Origin of the sequence: Paraburkholderia sp. UCT31 (assembly GCF_014397655.1) — a bacterium.
Lineage (GTDB): Bacteria > Pseudomonadota > Gammaproteobacteria > Burkholderiales > Burkholderiaceae > Paraburkholderia > Paraburkholderia tuberum.
On record NZ_VZQP01000093.1, the window covers coordinates 1 to 16243 of the forward strand.

Annotated in this window: 15 protein-coding genes and 2 pseudogenes; 6 read left to right on the plus strand and 11 right to left on the minus strand. The window is 56.2% G+C overall.

Annotated elements, in window-relative coordinates:
• The first annotated feature begins 161 nt into the window (after window positions 1-161).
• The 5 genes from F6X40_RS38955 (at window position 162) to F6X40_RS38975 (ending at window position 4266) form a co-directional block, all read left to right on the plus strand.
• The gene (locus F6X40_RS38955) at window positions 162-1916 is read left to right on the plus strand and encodes an FAD-dependent oxidoreductase (protein WP_187631539.1); all 1755 of its coding nucleotides are present in this window, start codon (window positions 162-164) and stop codon (window positions 1914-1916) included.
• Between the two features lie 73 nt (window positions 1917-1989).
• Window positions 1990-2859, plus strand: coding sequence for an alpha/beta fold hydrolase (locus F6X40_RS38960; RefSeq protein ID WP_187631540.1), 870 nt, complete (start codon window positions 1990-1992; stop codon window positions 2857-2859).
• A 107-nt stretch (window positions 2860-2966) separates the two neighbouring features.
• Complete coding sequence (locus F6X40_RS38965; RefSeq protein WP_187631541.1) at window positions 2967-3341, plus strand: hypothetical protein; 375 nt, start codon at window positions 2967-2969, stop codon at window positions 3339-3341.
• Window positions 3328-3813: a hypothetical protein gene (locus F6X40_RS38970; RefSeq protein ID WP_187631542.1), complete on the plus strand. Its 486-nt coding sequence runs from the start codon at window positions 3328-3330 to the stop codon at window positions 3811-3813. The genes F6X40_RS38965 and F6X40_RS38970 overlap by 14 nt, the downstream gene beginning before the upstream one ends.
• Window positions 3814-3927: 114 nt before the next feature.
• Window positions 3928-4266, plus strand: coding sequence for a hypothetical protein (locus F6X40_RS38975; protein WP_187631543.1), 339 nt, complete (start codon window positions 3928-3930; stop codon window positions 4264-4266).
• Here F6X40_RS38975 and F6X40_RS38980 read toward each other — a convergent pair.
• Window positions 4212-5189: pseudogene (locus F6X40_RS38980) on the minus strand (Tn3 family transposase); the annotation flags it as partial. The gene F6X40_RS38975 and the pseudogene F6X40_RS38980 sit on opposite strands and share 55 nt — an antisense overlap.
• Before the next feature lie 12 nt (window positions 5190-5201).
• Here F6X40_RS38980 and F6X40_RS38985 point away from each other — a divergent pair.
• Window positions 5202-5603 (plus strand): annotated as a pseudogene (locus F6X40_RS38985) (ATP-binding protein); the annotation flags it as partial.
• An 87-nt stretch (window positions 5604-5690) separates the two neighbouring features.
• On the opposite strand, the gene F6X40_RS38990 reads toward F6X40_RS38985, so the two are convergent.
• The 10 genes from F6X40_RS38990 to F6X40_RS41970 all read right to left on the minus strand — a co-directional run.
• Window positions 5691-7112: an NAD(P)/FAD-dependent oxidoreductase gene (locus F6X40_RS38990; RefSeq protein ID WP_187631544.1), complete on the minus strand. Its 1422-nt coding sequence runs from the start codon at window positions 7110-7112 to the stop codon at window positions 5691-5693.
• Entirely contained in the window at window positions 7112-7468 is a 357-nt protein-coding gene (locus F6X40_RS38995; protein ID WP_187631545.1) for a (2Fe-2S)-binding protein, read from the minus strand. Before F6X40_RS38995 ends, F6X40_RS38990 begins: the two co-directional genes overlap by 1 nt.
• The gene (locus F6X40_RS39000) at window positions 7449-8591 is read right to left on the minus strand and encodes an NAD(P)/FAD-dependent oxidoreductase (protein WP_222946286.1); all 1143 of its coding nucleotides are present in this window, start codon (window positions 8589-8591) and stop codon (window positions 7449-7451) included. The genes F6X40_RS38995 and F6X40_RS39000 overlap by 20 nt, the downstream gene beginning before the upstream one ends.
• A 709-nt stretch (window positions 8592-9300) precedes the next feature.
• The gene (locus tag F6X40_RS39005; protein WP_184072381.1) at window positions 9301-10233 is read right to left on the minus strand and encodes a LysR substrate-binding domain-containing protein; all 933 of its coding nucleotides are present in this window, start codon (window positions 10231-10233) and stop codon (window positions 9301-9303) included.
• 310 nt (window positions 10234-10543) lie between these two features.
• Window positions 10544-11914, minus strand: coding sequence for an MmgE/PrpD family protein (locus F6X40_RS39010; RefSeq protein ID WP_187631546.1), 1371 nt, complete (start codon window positions 11912-11914; stop codon window positions 10544-10546).
• 311 nt (window positions 11915-12225) lie between these two features.
• Complete coding sequence (locus tag F6X40_RS39015; RefSeq protein WP_187631547.1) at window positions 12226-12951, minus strand: ABC transporter permease; 726 nt, start codon at window positions 12949-12951, stop codon at window positions 12226-12228.
• Window positions 12951-13667 carry an ABC transporter permease gene (locus F6X40_RS39020; protein ID WP_222946287.1) on the minus strand — a complete coding sequence of 239 codons (717 nt, stop codon included), beginning with the start codon at window positions 13665-13667 and terminating at the stop codon, window positions 12951-12953. The genes F6X40_RS39015 and F6X40_RS39020 overlap by 1 nt, the downstream gene beginning before the upstream one ends.
• 49 nt (window positions 13668-13716) lie before the next feature.
• The gene (locus F6X40_RS39025; protein WP_187631548.1) at window positions 13717-14568 is read right to left on the minus strand and encodes a transporter substrate-binding domain-containing protein; all 852 of its coding nucleotides are present in this window, start codon (window positions 14566-14568) and stop codon (window positions 13717-13719) included.
• A gap of 74 nt (window positions 14569-14642) precedes the next feature.
• The gene (locus F6X40_RS39030; RefSeq protein ID WP_187614248.1) at window positions 14643-15419 is read right to left on the minus strand and encodes an ABC transporter ATP-binding protein; all 777 of its coding nucleotides are present in this window, start codon (window positions 15417-15419) and stop codon (window positions 14643-14645) included.
• 565 nt (window positions 15420-15984) lie between these two features.
• Window positions 15985-16243, minus strand: a 259-nt coding sequence (locus tag F6X40_RS41970) for a hypothetical protein (RefSeq protein WP_222946288.1), incomplete at its 5' end; no start/stop codon positions are given.

Below are 16243 nucleotides of genomic sequence, written 5' to 3' on the forward strand. Positions count from 1 at the left end.
CTCGCGGCTACACGCGCTTCGCGACGATGCGCACGGTCCTCTTTCTCGTTGCTGGCAAGCTCGATTTCTCCGGCTTCAACCCGCATGCCTCGTGAGCCCCGTTACCCACTGCATTTTCAAAAGAGCCTGTTTTTTTGATTATCAAAAGCTAGGAAGCAATTATGGGAACCAACACTGAGTTCGACACCGACGTGGTCATTGTCGGCTCTGGCCCAATGGGTGTCACGACAGCCCTCGCGCTGGCGACGTACGGAGTTCGCGCGCATATCGTCTCGCGCTTCAACTGGCTGGCTGACACGCCACGCGCGCACATCACCAATCAGCGAACGATGGAGGTGTATCGGGACCTGGAGATTGAGGAAGAAGTGCTTCGGCATGCTACGGCGTGGGACCAGATGGGCGATAGTCTGTTCGCCACCAGCCTCGCCGGTGAGGAGCTGATTCGGTTGCGCTCATGGGGTACCGGCGATGCGCGCCACGGCGACTACGTTCAGGGTAGCCCGTGCAATGTTGTCGACATCATCCAGCCGGAGATGGAACCAATCCTGTTCAAAAATGCGGCTCAGCGCGGCGCTACGTTTTCGACCAACACCGAGTATCTGTCGCACGAGCAGGACGAGAGTGGCGTCACCGTGCAGCTTCAAGACCGCATTACGGGGCGTGAATATTCAATGCGCGCCAAGTACCTGGTGGGTGCCGACGGTGCGCGCTCGAAAGTTGTCGAGGAGCTTGGCCTGCAAATCGAAGGTCAGATGGCACGAGCGGGTACCGCCTATGTCATCTTTAATGCGGACCTCGCGCGTTACGTGAAGCATCGCCCCAGCATCCTTCACTGGATTGTCAGTCCGGACGCTGCATTCGGTGAGATTGGCCTCGGATTGCTTCGCGCGGTCAAACCTTGGACTCAGTGGATTGCTGGGTGGGGCTTCGACATATCCAAAGGTGAACCAGACCTGAGCGAGGAAACGGTACTCAGCAAGATTCGAATCCTGGTCGGCGACCCGGACCTCGAGGTGGAAATCGTTCGCAAATCGGTCTGGTATGTGAATCAGGCTTACGCGACGACGTATTCAAAAGGTCGCGTCTTCTGCGGCGGGGATGCCACGCATCGCCACACGCCGTCCAGCGGGCTCGGGCTGAATACTTGCGTGCAGGATGGGTTCAATCTCGCGTGGAAGCTCGCGTACGTCCTCAAGGGCTATGCGGGCGACAAACTGCTCGAGTCCTACTCGCCGGAGCGCGCGCCCGTCGGCAAACAGATTGTCCTGCGTGCCAACCAGTCGCGTCTCGACTACGCACCTATCAAAGCGGTCTTCAGCGTCGAAGGCGCAGAGAATCCGGTCGCGGCTGGCATTGCACGGTTCAAGGACCCAGGTCCCGAAGGCGCTAAAGCACGCCGCGCGGCTCAGGATGCCCTGGAGCTCAAGAACCGCGAATTCAACGCACAAGGCGTTGAAATGAACCAGCGGTACGCCTCGTCAGCGGTCATCCCAGACGGCCAGGTTGGCGCTGAGGAATGGAAGCGTGACCAGGAGCTTTATCTGCAAGCGACCAGCCGACCGGGCGCGAAGATTCCGCACGCGTGGCTCATCGACAAGCATGGCGCTCGCGTTTCTACCCTCGACGTCATCGGAAAAGGGAAATTCTCGCTCGTGACGGGGTTGTCTGGTAGTGCGTGGGTCAAAGCTGCTGAAGAACTCGGCTTGCCATTTCTGCGTACGGTCGTAACCGGTGCGAATGACTCACAAGACCCGTACTGTGACTGGCAACGTGTGCGTGAGGTTTCAGAGGCGGGTGCTCTTCTCGTTCGTCCAGATGGATATGTCGCCTGGCGACAAAGCGAAAACGTGTTCGACGCTGCAATGGCGAAAGGGCTGCTCCAATCTGCCCTGTCAGATGTTTTGGGCAAAGCCTGAACGAGCCCGCCGAACACGAAGTCAAGGAAGGCACTTCTAACGATTTCAACCATTTTGTGAGAAAGGAAGCATCATGAGCATGAACATACAGTTGACGGAAGCAGGAACCAGCAAGCTTGTGCGGGTCAAGGAAGGAGACCTCGACCTTCAGATTCACTACAACGACATGGGGCTGGGGCGCGAGACTGTCGTGATGCTGCATGGCTCGGGGCCTGGCGCCAGTGGCTGGGCGAACTTTAATCGCAACCTGGAGCCGCTCGTTGAGGCAGGTTATCGGGTCATCCTGATGGACTGCCCGGGTTGGAGCAGGAGCGACCCTGTTGTCTGTACGGGTTCGCGCTCAGAGCTGAATGCACGAGTTCTGAAGGGACTGCTCGACGCTATCGACGTGCAGGGTCCAGTACACATTATCGGCAATTCGATGGGTGGTCACAGCGCGGTCGCCTTCGCGATGGCCAATCCATCGCGCGTGGGCAAGCTTATCCTGATGGGCGGCGGCACAGGTGGGCCGAGTCAGTTCGTTCCGATGCCGACCGAAGGCATCAAGCTATTACAGGGTCTCTATCGTGAGCCGACGATTGAAAACCTGAAGAAGATGATGAGCGTCTTCGTGTACGACACGAGCAATCTGACTGAAGAGCTGTTCCAGGCGCGACTCGACAACATGCTCGCTCAGAAGGAGCATCTTGAAAACTTTACGAAGAGTCTCGCCGCAAATCCCAAGCAGTTTCCTGATGTTGGTCACCGCCTCTCCGAAGTAAAGGCGCCGACCCTCATCATCTGGGGGCGCGATGACCGCTTCGTCCCCTTGGACGTTGGACTGCGGCTGCTATGGGGCATGCCGAACGCCGAGTTCCATATCTTCAACCGTTGCGGGCACTGGGCGCAGTGGGAACACGCCGACAAGTTCAATCGAATGGTGCTGGACTTCCTGACGCACTGACGGAGCGGTAGCGCCGAGGTTGTGGCTTTGAGGTTCATCGAGAATGTCCGACGCGTTTCAGATGGACCCGCCACCATGTCACCTGAACGAGAAACTGTCCCAGCACCATGAAAAAAGTCAGTTGTTTGCTTCCCGTTGTTGTGGCTGCAGCCATCCTGGCGGCATGCAGCAGCGGCCGACCTGTCAGTTCAGCGCCTCAGCGCATCGGGTTCGTAGCGGGTGCGGGTGGATTCCAGAAGATGGCTGTGACGAATCAGGCGTTCTTTGACGCGCTGGCTGAATCTGGCTACTCCAACGGCGAGACGTTGGACGTGGTATTTCGCACGGCAGACGGCGATATGGCCCGGATGCCGTCGCTCGTGAACGAGGTCTTGAACGAGCGAGTGGACATTCTTGTTGTATCTTCGTCACCCGGTTGCGCTGCGGCCAAGGCGGCGACGACGACCGTAACCGCGAGGAGAAAGTCGGATGAACAATTTTGAGAACCTCAGTCCTGACGACCGCAAACGCATGTCATATCTGAAATCGCGCGATGACTGTACGCAGTTTGCGAGGAATGTCGGCGACAGACACCCGCATCTCGTGCTCGCGGCACGTCAACGGTCAGTTGAGGTGCAGGTGGACGCCATGAATCTCGACTCAGCATTGCGTCGCGACATCTGGAGCGTCGTCTACGCACAGGAAGAGGCGATTTTCGTGAAGCACGGCAGACGTCTGCGCGCCGGCAATACTCGTAAGGTCATCACCAATCGGGGAGAGCTGGGTGCTGTCGCGTACGTGGTGAAGCAACCTGGAAGCGAGAGCTTTGAGCTTTTGCATTCTCTGGGATTGGGCGACTACACCTTCGAGGCAGTTGTGCTGCGACATCAGGAGCATTTCTCTTCTGACATTGTGGACGCAGCTCGCCGCAAGCTTGATGGCCGGCGAGGCGCGGATACCGCAGGTGTCGCGTGACCAGCAGGTCGAATAATGTGTTTCCAGTTCACAACATCCCTCGGGCATTGCGTTGCACGGATAGTCTCCAGTAGGGCCCGCACTTGATTGCACACACTCTGCACGAGCTAACGAATGGTAGCTATCACTCGCATAATCGCCGGCGAAGAGCACCCGTATGGTCTGTTCCACCTCACGCATACGCCGCTCGATGTGCTGCGCAAGAAAGGGCTGCGTGCGAACGCGCTCGCGGAATACGGGGTATTCGTCCTTTTCGTGTCAAATCTGGCGGTTTTCTTTGTTTTTTCTTTTCAAAACAAAAGCTTGCAAATCGTCGATTCTGCGGGAGGGCATCCTTTTGATGCAAAATCTGGCGCTTTCACCCTCCCGGGCACCCAGCGGGCGAGCGCAGAACCGCTTCACGATCCTGCCATGCGCCGCCATGGTGCCGCATCCAGAAGCATCTCTCGATAGCGATCGATCGGAAAGCTCAGCGTTCCGCGGAAATTCACATGCGTAAAGTGCGCTGGCCCCATGCGCCGCAACCAGTCGTCGTCAATCCCTTGGCCCTTGCTTCGCCAACGATCCAGGGTTGCCTGGATGCGCTGTGTATTCCACGCGATGACCAGGTTCGTCAGCAGCGTCAAGGAGCCGGATATCGCGATCATTTCGTCGCGGCGCCGTCCGCGCTCAGGCGCGATCTTGCCCGTATAGATTGCGCGCTGCAACTGATGGACCGATTCACCGCGGTTGAGCAGCGTATGCATTTCTCGCCGGAACTCAATGTTGCTGAAGTAGTCGCACAGGAAAAGCGTGCGCAGTAACCTACCGAGGTGGTCTGCCGCCCGGTATACCGGGTCGCCCTGCGCCGCGCTGCCGAACCGTTGCAACGCGACAATTGCGCTCACGCGTCCCGTATGAATTGATGCAACGAGGCGCAGCAGTTCCTTCCAGCCGTCACGAATCGCCTTGATGGAGACCTCGTAGGCGACGACAGCTGCCAGCCCCTCGGGCGCAACCACGGCTCTCGGCAGATGCAGTTTGCGTTCCGAGAGGTTGCGCAGACGCGGGCAGAGATCAAAACCGAGCAGCTTCGACACCGCCATCCCTACGTTCGTGTATCCATGCGTGTCTACTGAAAGACGTAGCAGTCCACCGTCGTCACGGTTCTCGTTGTGACGGATCACCCCCTCGATCGCCACGCCAGCCTGGCGTTCGTTCAGCACGATTGGCTGGTTATAGACAATGCCGTGCTGATCCAGCACGTGCGTGTACATGCCCACCGCATAGGTGCGACGTCGCGGATCGACCCGTGCATAAAACAGGTGCGGTGACGTATCCAGACTCATGGAGTCGCTCGATGCCTGCCGTCCGGTACCCCAGAGCTCGGTAATCGGATGCGTGCGCTGGACGTGCTGTTCATCTCGCAGACCAATCTGCTCAAGAAGCTCCATGCCGCCCGTGCCACCGGCCTGTACGAACGCAAGTTCCAGCAATTCGTGCGCGTGCCGCTGCTGATCGTCGATGACTTCGCCATCAAACCGCTGCGCGCGCCACACGACGAAGACTTCCACGATCTGGTCGCCGCCAGGTACGAACGCGCGGCCTCAATCCTGACGTCAAATCTCGACTTCACCGAATGGGGCGATGCGTTCCCCGACAACCGCATCCTTGGCGCTGCCACGCTCGACCGTCTACGCCACGGCGCCTATCGAGTCGTCATCGAGGGCGAGAGCTTCCGCAAGCCTAAACCCATGCCGGAAAACAGCGAAAACCTCGTTGCAAAACTCGGCAAAAAACCGCATCCTTGAGTCCCTTCGAAATCGCGTTTCGGGGCCATTCTGAGTGGCCTCATTATGCCGATCATCCCCGGCTCGATTACGCCGATCCGTGACACCTCATGACGACTCTTCAAGTGCACTGAGCTCCGCGAGCGTTATCGGCTTTAGTGGGGGCCGCACGCGTTGGAAACCAACCGCAGCAACGGAGCGACATTGCGCAGATGCCAGCAAATTAGCGACGGTGTAGCCGCATTGACGACCCTGACACGGGCCCATGCCCGCGCGCGTGAACGCTTTTAGCTGGTTCGGCCCCGGCTGGCCGAGCTGCGCGGCCAGCCGTACATCGCCAGCGGTCACCTCTTCGCAGCGACAGACAATCGTCTCATCGGGCGGCGTGAAAATCTCCGTACGCGGCCGATAGATCGAATCAAGCAGAGGCCGCATCGCCAGCTCATGTCCGAGCCGCCGATGCAGCGGCGCTGCAAGCTCGCTTGCGCGCTCGACTGAGAGTGCGCCCGAGGAAAGTGCGACGCCGGTAGCAGCAAGTTCACCGCGTGTGCACGCGGCTTTCGCGCCGCCGATGCCGGCGCCGTCGCCTGCGACATAGAGACCAGTCACGCTGGTTTCACCCCACGTATCAACTTCCGGCTCAAAGCAAAGTTGTGCTTCGTTCCATCGATGGCTGCATCCCATCGCCTGAGTGAAGTGGATAGACGGCACGACGCCTTCATGAACCAGAAGAATGTCGGCAGCCACATCGCCCGACAGCCCGTTCTCGGTGCGATAGACAATCTGTTCAAGACGGCCGATACCGAAAGCGCGAAGGCTACTGACGTTTCGAACAATGGGGAACCCCCTCCCGCGCAATCTTGCCGACCACAGTAGCCCCTTAAGGAGATCATGCCAGCCGTCAACTGCACCACGTAGAGTCGGAAGGCCCCGACGGAGGGCGCCGCGGGGAGTCGTGTCAAGCCAACCTGCAATCCTACCGCCGGCGTCGAGCAGCTGGGTCATGTAGAGCAGTGGCAATGGACCACTACCGGCTATCCAGACGGGTTGATCGGGTATTTGGTGAGCGCTTTTATGCAGAATCTGCGCGGCGCCGACTGTCATTACACCCGGAAGCGTCCAACCTGGGAAAGGCATGGGCCGTTCCTGTGCGCCCGTCGCTAGTAACACATGGCGCGCGCGAATACTTTCGGCGCCATCCGCGCGGCTCAAAAAGACAATCCACTCCCCGGAACCGGCCGGTTTCCCTGGGCTAGGCGCTCGCTCGATCTGCCATACACGGGTCTCCGGCAGGTAGTGCGCACCGCATTCGCGAAAGTTCTGTACCACTGCCGCGCCTGCGCTGTACGCAGCGCCTAACCCTTGATGAACACCACGTCGGACGTTTTCTTCGATGGCGCGCCATATCTGACCGCCCGGTGCTGGCTGTTCGTCTACGAGGATCGTGGTCATTCCAAGACGAGCAGAACGTATTGCGGCACTCATGCCGGCAGGTCCTGCACCTACAATCAGAATATCGAACGTTCGCATCACGAATGCACCTCACCACCAGGAAGATCGCCACCACCGTCGTCTGACTCAGCGATCGCCTCACTGAGATTGCGGCGACCGTGTTGGCGTTGGATGCGCATCCCGTCGCGCACGATCGTCAGACAGGTCTGCGTGGACGCTACACCATCGACGACAGCAAGACATTCGAAGCACACACCCATCATGCAAAAAGGTCCGCGTGGACTGCCGCTTCGCGGCGTGGTGCGAGCGACGGGGTTGTCCTCGCGCACGAGGACTGCCGCCACGGATTCGCCTCGCTCGGCGTTCACACGCCTGCCGTCGATCGATACCGTGACCACGGCGTCCTCGGCGGGACTAGATAACTTGCGAAACATCAAAGCGCCTATGATGGAAGAACTCGAAGTTTTCCGGCAGTACGTTGCGCGCGAGAGCATCCGCAACTGGTCCAGCATGAACCGCCGCGAGGGTGATGCCGGAATGACAGAGCGCGATCCAGGCACCAGGATACGTTGAAGATTGTGCGTACACAGGATGCCCGTCCGGGGTGATGATGCGCAGACATGCCCAATGCCTAACAAGGCGAGCCATAGCAAGGTCCGGCAAAATTCGTAGGGCTCGCTTTGTCATCTTGGCGGCGGTGAAGGTAGTAGTACCGAGATCCATACCGACTTCCTCATGACTTACACCTATCATTACTGTACCGTCGCGAGTCTGGCGAATGCCGCTAGCGGGGAGGCGCAGAATTGGCTCGAGCCGTTCAGTGACCAGCAGCTGGCCACGCTGGGGACGCAACGGGACGTCGAGCGCCACCATTGCCCCCAAGGCTGTGGAACCAAGCCCGGCCGCAATGATCAACTGTCCCGTTTCGAAACAACGCGGACCTGTCGAGGTTTGCACATGAACACGAAAACTACCGTCAGGACATGGCTCAATCTTCGACACCGTGTGATTGCCAGCTAGAGTGCCGCCACGTAACTCAATGGCTTGCTGCAGCGCCCGCAACAGCTTAAGCGGATTGCAATGGCCATCGGCAACGCCAATTCCAGCCCCCACCACTTCCCGCCCGAGCCGTGTACCAGGCAGCAGCCTTTCTAATACCGATCGATCGATCATGCGCGAACACGGGTCGATTTTCGGGCTTTGCGCATTCCAGCTCGCGAGGAATTCGGCTTCCTCTTCAAAATCCGCTTCACTTAGGCAAAAGCGCAAGCAGCCATCGTTTTCATACTCGACGTCAATGCCAGTTTCATCGTGCAGCGCTGTTGCGAAAACGGACCAAAGTGCGACGCTCTCGCGTGACAGCTGCTGGTAGCGGGGCGCGCCATATCCCTTCCCGTATGCGCCGACAAGACCGAAATTCGCTTTCGACGCGCGCGGGTCGCAATCACCCCCGTCGAGCACAAGCGCACGCTTCCCTCGCCCCAGCATCCCGTGCGCCAATGCGCAGCCGACAACACCGCCGCCAACTATGATGACGTCATGGTTTTCGCGTATCAAGCCCGCCTCTTTTCCTGAATGATTTGGTTAACTCTATGATCGTCGCAGCAAGGCGTCAAAGTCGAATTTCAAGTACGAGATATTCTCAGCGGTTATGGTCCAAAACGCGGGCGCTCCCGGTAGGCGATAGAACTCCACGAAAAAACGGCGAGCGATTTCTCGAGCAACGCTCGCTCACCAGATTCTTCAACGAGGCGGTAGCCATCGCTGAGCGCACGGGCCGACTCTCAGGCAAACAAACCAGCGCGGACGACACGCTAAACCACGCATGCCCATGGAATACGAGAATAGAGTGCGACGACCGCTTCCATCACGACAACAATCTCGGCAGCACGGGCGCTCACAAAAGCCCCAAACCCAGCAACGAGACGCCACACTCCATGATTGGTCCCAACGCATAATGCAAGCGTACGGCGTTGTATAATTCGCGCCGACCACACTCGACGCTCGAGTACGTCAGCCGCATGACGTTCGAGAAAACTGGTTCGCCGCCCAAGAGGGGCGAGCCGCGCAAATCTCTCAGCTATGGGATTCGCCAAACAGGGGCAAGGTCATGATTCAATCAGCCACTGCCCGGCCGGCGGTCATGTTTGCCAGGTCTGAGCGCCCTCAATCCGTCTTCTCGCGAACGCTTCGTCTTCATGCCCGCATAAGGCATCCCGCACTATTTGGTGAACTCACCAGTACGATGATCAATCTCAGCGTTCTGCTAGGTTTGCTTTGTCGCCGACTCACCGAATATCTCCGTCCACGCCTCTTCCGCAACCTGTTTAGCGCATCGTTCATACTCCTGAACACGCTCGATGTTTTTCGCCAATCTCGCATGACAGAAATGAAAATACTCGGGAATATCGGGCTTGAACCGCCTGATATCCAAGCGACAGCTCATGTCGATGACAGATAGGGGATGCACCAAGGAAATCCCCAGTCCCGCCGAGACGAATTCACACAGAGTGGGCGTAGTCTCGCTTTCTAACACGACGTTGAGGTCGACGCCGTAGGAACGGATAGCGTCATTGAAAGCACTGGTCGTCCGGTTATCTGCCGCATATCCGATAAAAGGGATTCCCTCAATATGCTCGGGGGTGATAAATTCAAGTTGGCTCAGCGGGTGTCCTTTTGGCATGATGCAAACTAACGGGCTCTCCATGATAGGCGTCACCACCGAATTTGGGCTGCTCATCAAGCTCGTTGTGAATCCAACGTCCATCTGACGCGTGGCGACGCGATCCGACACAATGTTGGACGCTCGCATATGGATCGTCGGACGAACGTCTGGACACCGAGAGAGGAACATCATCGTCGCCCGCCTGATGAATGATCCGGATAATTCCGGAAGCACTCCGATAGCAAAGTGACTCATGTCCTTCCGCCGGATGATTGCGATCGCCTCTTCAATCTGTCTTAGACCTGCAAATACTCGATCGACTTCGCCGTACAAGCGCATGCCTTGTGCCGTCGCAGTTAGTCGGCCTTTAACTCGTTCGAACAGTAGAAGACCTGTCTCCTCCTCAAGGTGGACTAGCAGTTTGCTCACGGCAGGTTGGGTCACGTGAAGAACCTCGGCCGCTCGACTCACCGTGCCTTGCTCGATGAGAGCTTTAAATGCCTCTATCTGCCGTAGTTGAAGTTGTCTTTTCATATGCCGCTGCTTTTTCTAATGTCATTCCTAGACTAGGAAAATGCTGATTAATGTGCCGCCCGTTCGGCATGCAGAAGTTCTGACGGTCGCAGCGTTTACCCAGCACCGCTGAGCGTCCCTGCTAGCAGTCACTTCCATATGCAACCCATTTTCAGCTCCTTGGATGTCGGGTAGACAATGCAACTCGCTCGCTGTATGCAATGGTAGCCACATCTTGCGGACGATCCTCAACAAGCGGAGACATTTTTGTCATTTCTTACATCGATGACCGATGAGTTTCCGAACTACGCGGGCTACACAAATACCGTTCTTAAACGAACTGGATCTCCGACAAGCTTTCCGTCAAACCACGCATGTCGCCTCGTCTGGCGTCCGAAATGGCCCCGACCACAATGTTCTGCTGCTCGGGAGTGGCAACGAAACGCGTGGCCTGTCGAAACTTATCCTCGAGTTTATCCCACGGAAGACCGTTATCCTTCGGGAAGGTTACAGGTGAAACAAAGCGCTGATCCCCGCATGTGACCGTGACACGGGCCGGCAGCATGCCGCTTTCCGCATAGATCTTGTCCAGCTCCGGACTTAGCGAAAGTTCCACCTTGTGTGAAAGCGCAGTGACAGAGGGATTGTTTAGGACATCGCCAGTCAGTGGCAACAGAGCCTCGTGACCGTAGTGCGTGACCAACGCGAGACAGTATGGATGACTATACTGAACATCCATTATATCTCGAGGTTCTTTCCAGTTCGAAATGCGTAAGGCCGGTCCGTATGTTTCGACCTCAATCCTGTCGATATTTCGACCCACTAACCGATGTTCTTTGATCAGCTCGATTAATGCATCAAGCGCACCGTGTAGATGCCTGCAACAGCAATATGGCTTAAAGCCCGTCGTGCGAATGTACTGGTAGGAACCGAGGTCTAGATCGTTCGGAAAATTGTAGTAACGCGTTGCGTCCAAGATATTGCGGGCGCCGTGAAATCCGTTCTGCGCTGATGCAAGCGACTCCAAGCCGGTCACGACAGCCCACGTGATGCCCTCCTTGACATGGTTTGGCTCGGGATGCGGTTTTCGGGGAGCGGGAGCGCTCGCCAACGACTGATTGGGTGCACTTTCCCCTGCAATCGCCAAAGCGTGTTCAATCACCTCGCGGGAGGACCGGCGAAGCGCCGCAGCCGTTGCGACGACCGCATAAGGCGCCCAAGTACCACTACTTCCGTAGGCGCGCGCAGCGCTAATCGCTGTACCCACTTCGTAACCGATGACAATCGCATTTAATAGCTCTCCCAAGGTGGCTTTCGTCTCTTTGGCAACGGCAATGGCTGTTGGAATGACGGCGGCTCCAGGATGGCCCCGAGATGCCGGCGTGTCATCGTCGAGGTCTAGCGCAGAACCGGCGGCGCTGTTTGCCCAAGCAGCTCCAATGACGGAACTGGTCTCTCCCGCAAACCAAATAGGAATGTCGCCAGGAGGTCGCGTTTCGTGCGCCGTCTTTCGGATCGCAACGGCTCCCGCCTGCCCAACTCCAGCGCCAACAGCACTGAGCAGATCCAGGATACATTTGAGCGCAAATTCCAGCGACTCTTCTGGAGCTCGATTTTCCCGCGCCTCCACGATATAAGCGGAAAATTTTTGGACGATCCCGCCTTGGGGATAACGCTCATCCTCGATCACATTAGTCGTCATGGTGCCTCGATAACATCAATTGAACATTTCGAACTTGATAGTTGGCTGCAAGTGACACTTTAATGCGCAACACCGCGATGTCCACCCACGATCCCGTTTTGCTGTCGGCCTGCCATAATCGACGCAGTCGGGCACTCTTCAAACATCAAGCCGTCGGCCATGAGAAAAAAGCTGTACACAAGGGCCAACTACCCTCGTGTACCCGGACAAAGCCGCCCGTAACGGGACAATGTCGGTTCGTGCCGTCAGGCCACTTCTATGTCGTCGAAATGTTGATGCGTTCATGGACGACGGACACCGTACCGAAGTGCTTAATGCATGGCCGCTGCAGCAGAAGATCCGAACGTGCCGCGATGGCGTCTCTTCGGACTAATCCGCCTTTCGATCATGAATATAACTCTGCTGATAAGAAAGTTCATGCTGAGATATATGCAGCCAGCTATCAGAAATACCTCTAGGGGGCGGTAGCTTTCAGAGATGATTTGCTTAGCCACTCCTGTCACTTCGACTATGGTGATTGTCGACGCAAGTGACGTTGACTTGATCATAATCATAAGTTCACTTCCATAAGCTGGGAGTGCTTGCCGCATTGCAATCGGGAAGACAATTCTGCGGAATAAAAGGACGCTCGACATGCCAATTGACCGCGCCGCTTCAATTTGTCCCCATGGTACTGACTGAACACCACCACGAATGATTTCGCTGGTGTATGCCGCAGTGTTCAGCGACAGAGCTAAAATCGCACAAAACCACGCATCGCGAAATAGCGCCCACAGGCCGAGGTGTTCCAAGACAATTCTAAACTGCCCCGATCCGTAATAAATCAGGAACATTTGCACCAGAAGCGGCGTGGACCGCACTACATATACGTAACCATAACCGAGAGAAGCCAAAATTCTACTGTGTGAAAGCCGAGCCAATGCAACTGGGACCGCAAGCAGGAAACCAACAAAAAGCGACACGGAAGCCAATGCGAGGGTCGCAGGAACCGCCGCAAGAAGCTTGGGAAACGACTCATATATCAGCTGAAAATCCATCACCGACTCCTTACGCCGCGGTTAGCCCACTTCTCTGCTCTCAGAAATCCATGGTTCGAAATCGAAGAAAGCAAAAGGAAAATCACGAAGGCGACCAGATAAAACGTGAACGGTTCTTTGAAAGATCCAGCTCCGATGGCAGCTGTGCGCATGATTTCAACCAACCCGACGACGGAAATGAGCGAGGTATCCTTTAACGCCAGTTGCCAGACATTCCCCAGACCGGGCAAGGCGAATCTCGCGGCCTGTGGGATAAGAATCCGACGAAGTAGCACTGCCCGCTCCAATCCCATTGCCACTGCCGCTTCGATTTGTCCTGTTGGAATGGCTATGACCGCCGCCCGTATGACCTCTGTCGCATAGGCGCCGGCACTGATGCCGATGCAGAGCACACCGACTGCGAACACGGGCAGTTCTATATAACCTTCGAAGCCGAAAACAGCGTTCGCGACATAGCGGAGCAACGTATCCCCACCAAAGAACACCAGAAAAATTATCAGCAGCTCGGGAATTCCGCGTACGACCGTCGTATAGACGTCAGCTAGAAAACGCAGCAAACTGAAGCGAGAGAGTTTTGCCGCGGCAAAAACCGAGCCGAGCAAAATGCCGACGGGAAATGAACACACCGCGACGGCGACGGTCATAAGGGTGCCACGCGCAAATTCATCAACCCACGCTGTGCTTCCCCATGCGAGCACTGAAATATCCACTTTCATTCCCCATCAAATTGAGTTCGGCTATGCATAAACGACCGTATTCACTTACCTATTCCTTCGGCGAATTGTCGAAGCCGAACCACTTGATGGCAAGTCTGCGCAGGCTGCCATCCGAAATTGCTTCCCCGATCGCCTTGTCGAACATCGCACGTAGTTGATCGTCATTTTTGCGAAATCCAACGGCCACTCGGCTGCCGAACGGCCCGTTCGTCATACTAGGGCCAAATGTCCGCAGGTTCTTGCCGTCGGGCTTGTCCATCAACGGCTTGAGGAAATTGAAGGAAACCATTCCCGCATCAATTCTCCCCGCCGTCAAGTCGAGCATCATGTCATCCGTGGTGTCATATGTCGAAACTCTCACGCTCGGCATGAACTTCTTCATGAATGTCTCGAAGTTGCTGCCCACCTGTACCCCAACGGTTTTTCCCTTCAGAGCGGAGGTGATTTTTTTTATCGCTGACTCCTCATCAGCATCAAATTTGTCTAAATTCAGATTTGATGGCGATATTTTGAGAGCGGTTAGATCGCTCGCCGATGTGGTGACGAAAACCATCGGAGTGGTTACGTACGGCCTGGAAAATGAGATAACCTTTTCTCGGGCGGGTGTGATCCCTATTGCAGCCATAATTGAATCGAACCGACCGGACAAGAGAGAGGGAATTAGGCTGTCATAGGCCTGATCGACGATTTCGCAGTGCAATCCCATCCGTCGGCACAAGTCGCTAGCTACATCGATCTCAAAGCCAACCATCTTGCCGCTCTTGTCCTTGAAGGCATACGGAGCATACGACGCTTCGGTACCAATCGTGATTCTCTTGTACTCCTTGGCCATAACAGGGTCGCTGAGCATCAATGCAGCAGACAGCATTCCAATAAGCACGCCGATTTTCAGGAACTTCATGAGCATCTCCTGGACTATGTCCTATCTTCTTCGTTTTACGATTCTCGGAATTTCAATATCGCGTTTTAAGTCAGTCAAAGTACACGCGAGAGAAATTCACGACATCTCGGCGATGCTGGATTTTTGAAAACCTCTTCTGGCGTCCCTTCTTCCTCAATGCGTCCCCTTTCAAGAAAGATCATCTTGTTGGAGACATCACGAGCAAAACCCATCTCATGAGTCACGACTATCATCGTGCGTCCCTCTTCCGCCAACTTCCTGATGACTTTCAGCACCTCTCCCACTAATTCGGGATCGAGTGCGGAGGTCGGCTCGTCGAAAAGGAGCGCAGCCGGTTGCATCGCGAGCGCACGCGCGATGCTTACTCGTTGCTGCTGCCCACCAGACAACTCGGATGGGTAACACGCGTGCTTGTCCGCAACGCCAACTTTCCCAAGGAAATCCATTGCCCTATCGCGCGCTTCGTTCTTTGGCAGCTTCAGCACATGGACTGGCCCTTCCATCACATTTTGCAGCACGGTCATATGGGACCACAAATTGAAGCCCTGGAAGACCATACCGAGTTGCGTGCGCATCTGGTCAACTTTCTTGCGATCCATCCCGACGACGCGACCGGTTGCGTCGGTTTCCACGCTGATCTCGCGCTGCCCCACCGCGATGCGGCCTCTGGTAGGGACCTCAAGGAGATTCATGCATCGCAAAAACGTACTTTTTCCCGACCCAGAACTACCAATTAACGAGATCACGTCGCCCCGCTCAGCCTGAAGCGAGACCCCTTTGAGCACTTCGTGAACGCCGTAACTTTTGTATATGCCATCGGCTACGAGAGCCGGTGTTTTATGGCCCACCATGCCGATCGTGGTCCCGCCCGCCTCTGGGGTCATTGACAAGGCGTAACTCGCAGATTGGTACGCCGATCGAAGTGCATTAGCCACCTTCATCTCATCTCCTCATGACTGAACATCTCAGGTTTGACATTTACGTCAACCTGAGAAGGATTATCGTTATAGATATTAATTAAACGTTGTACTGCCTTGCGCTGTCGGACCTGCAATGAACGCGATGGAAGCGCCAAGCACACTCGACGGACAAAAAAAGGCGGCCGGCCGGTCGTTCGCTCGATTTACGCCCGTCTCAGCGCCCAGCGATTGCGGATAAGCTCAGAATACGTATGCCCAAATTGGGTGTCAAAGTCGAGTTGAGACACGATGGTATTCCTCCGGGTTATACCACCTTGCGTTACATCGGGTACGTTTGCGGGTCGCACGAGCGCATGTTGAGGTTGCGCCCCAAGACTTCGGTCGCGTGCCCGTTCTGGATTTGGCACAATTTGCACCGCATACGCAATGCGAGCATTCTGATGTCAAGGAGACCGCCGCACCCCTCCGAAAATGGCCGTCTCCAGGCGCCAACGCATCACAGAACCTTCCGTGATCGAGCCCCTTTTACTCTTCGATCCAATTTAACGATCGCTTGAGGGTCGAAATTGTTCCAAGGTTTTCGTTTGCCTTCGGCCGATCGGCAGGGCGCCCGCAATTTGACTACCAATGTAAGCACCTCACGACGACCGTCGTAGACGACGGCGAGGACCGACATCAAAATGGTGCCCATCATTTTCGATTTGATGGACATCACTGTGACAGAGCCGAAAGCTAGGCCGGGTAGCCGCAAGGGA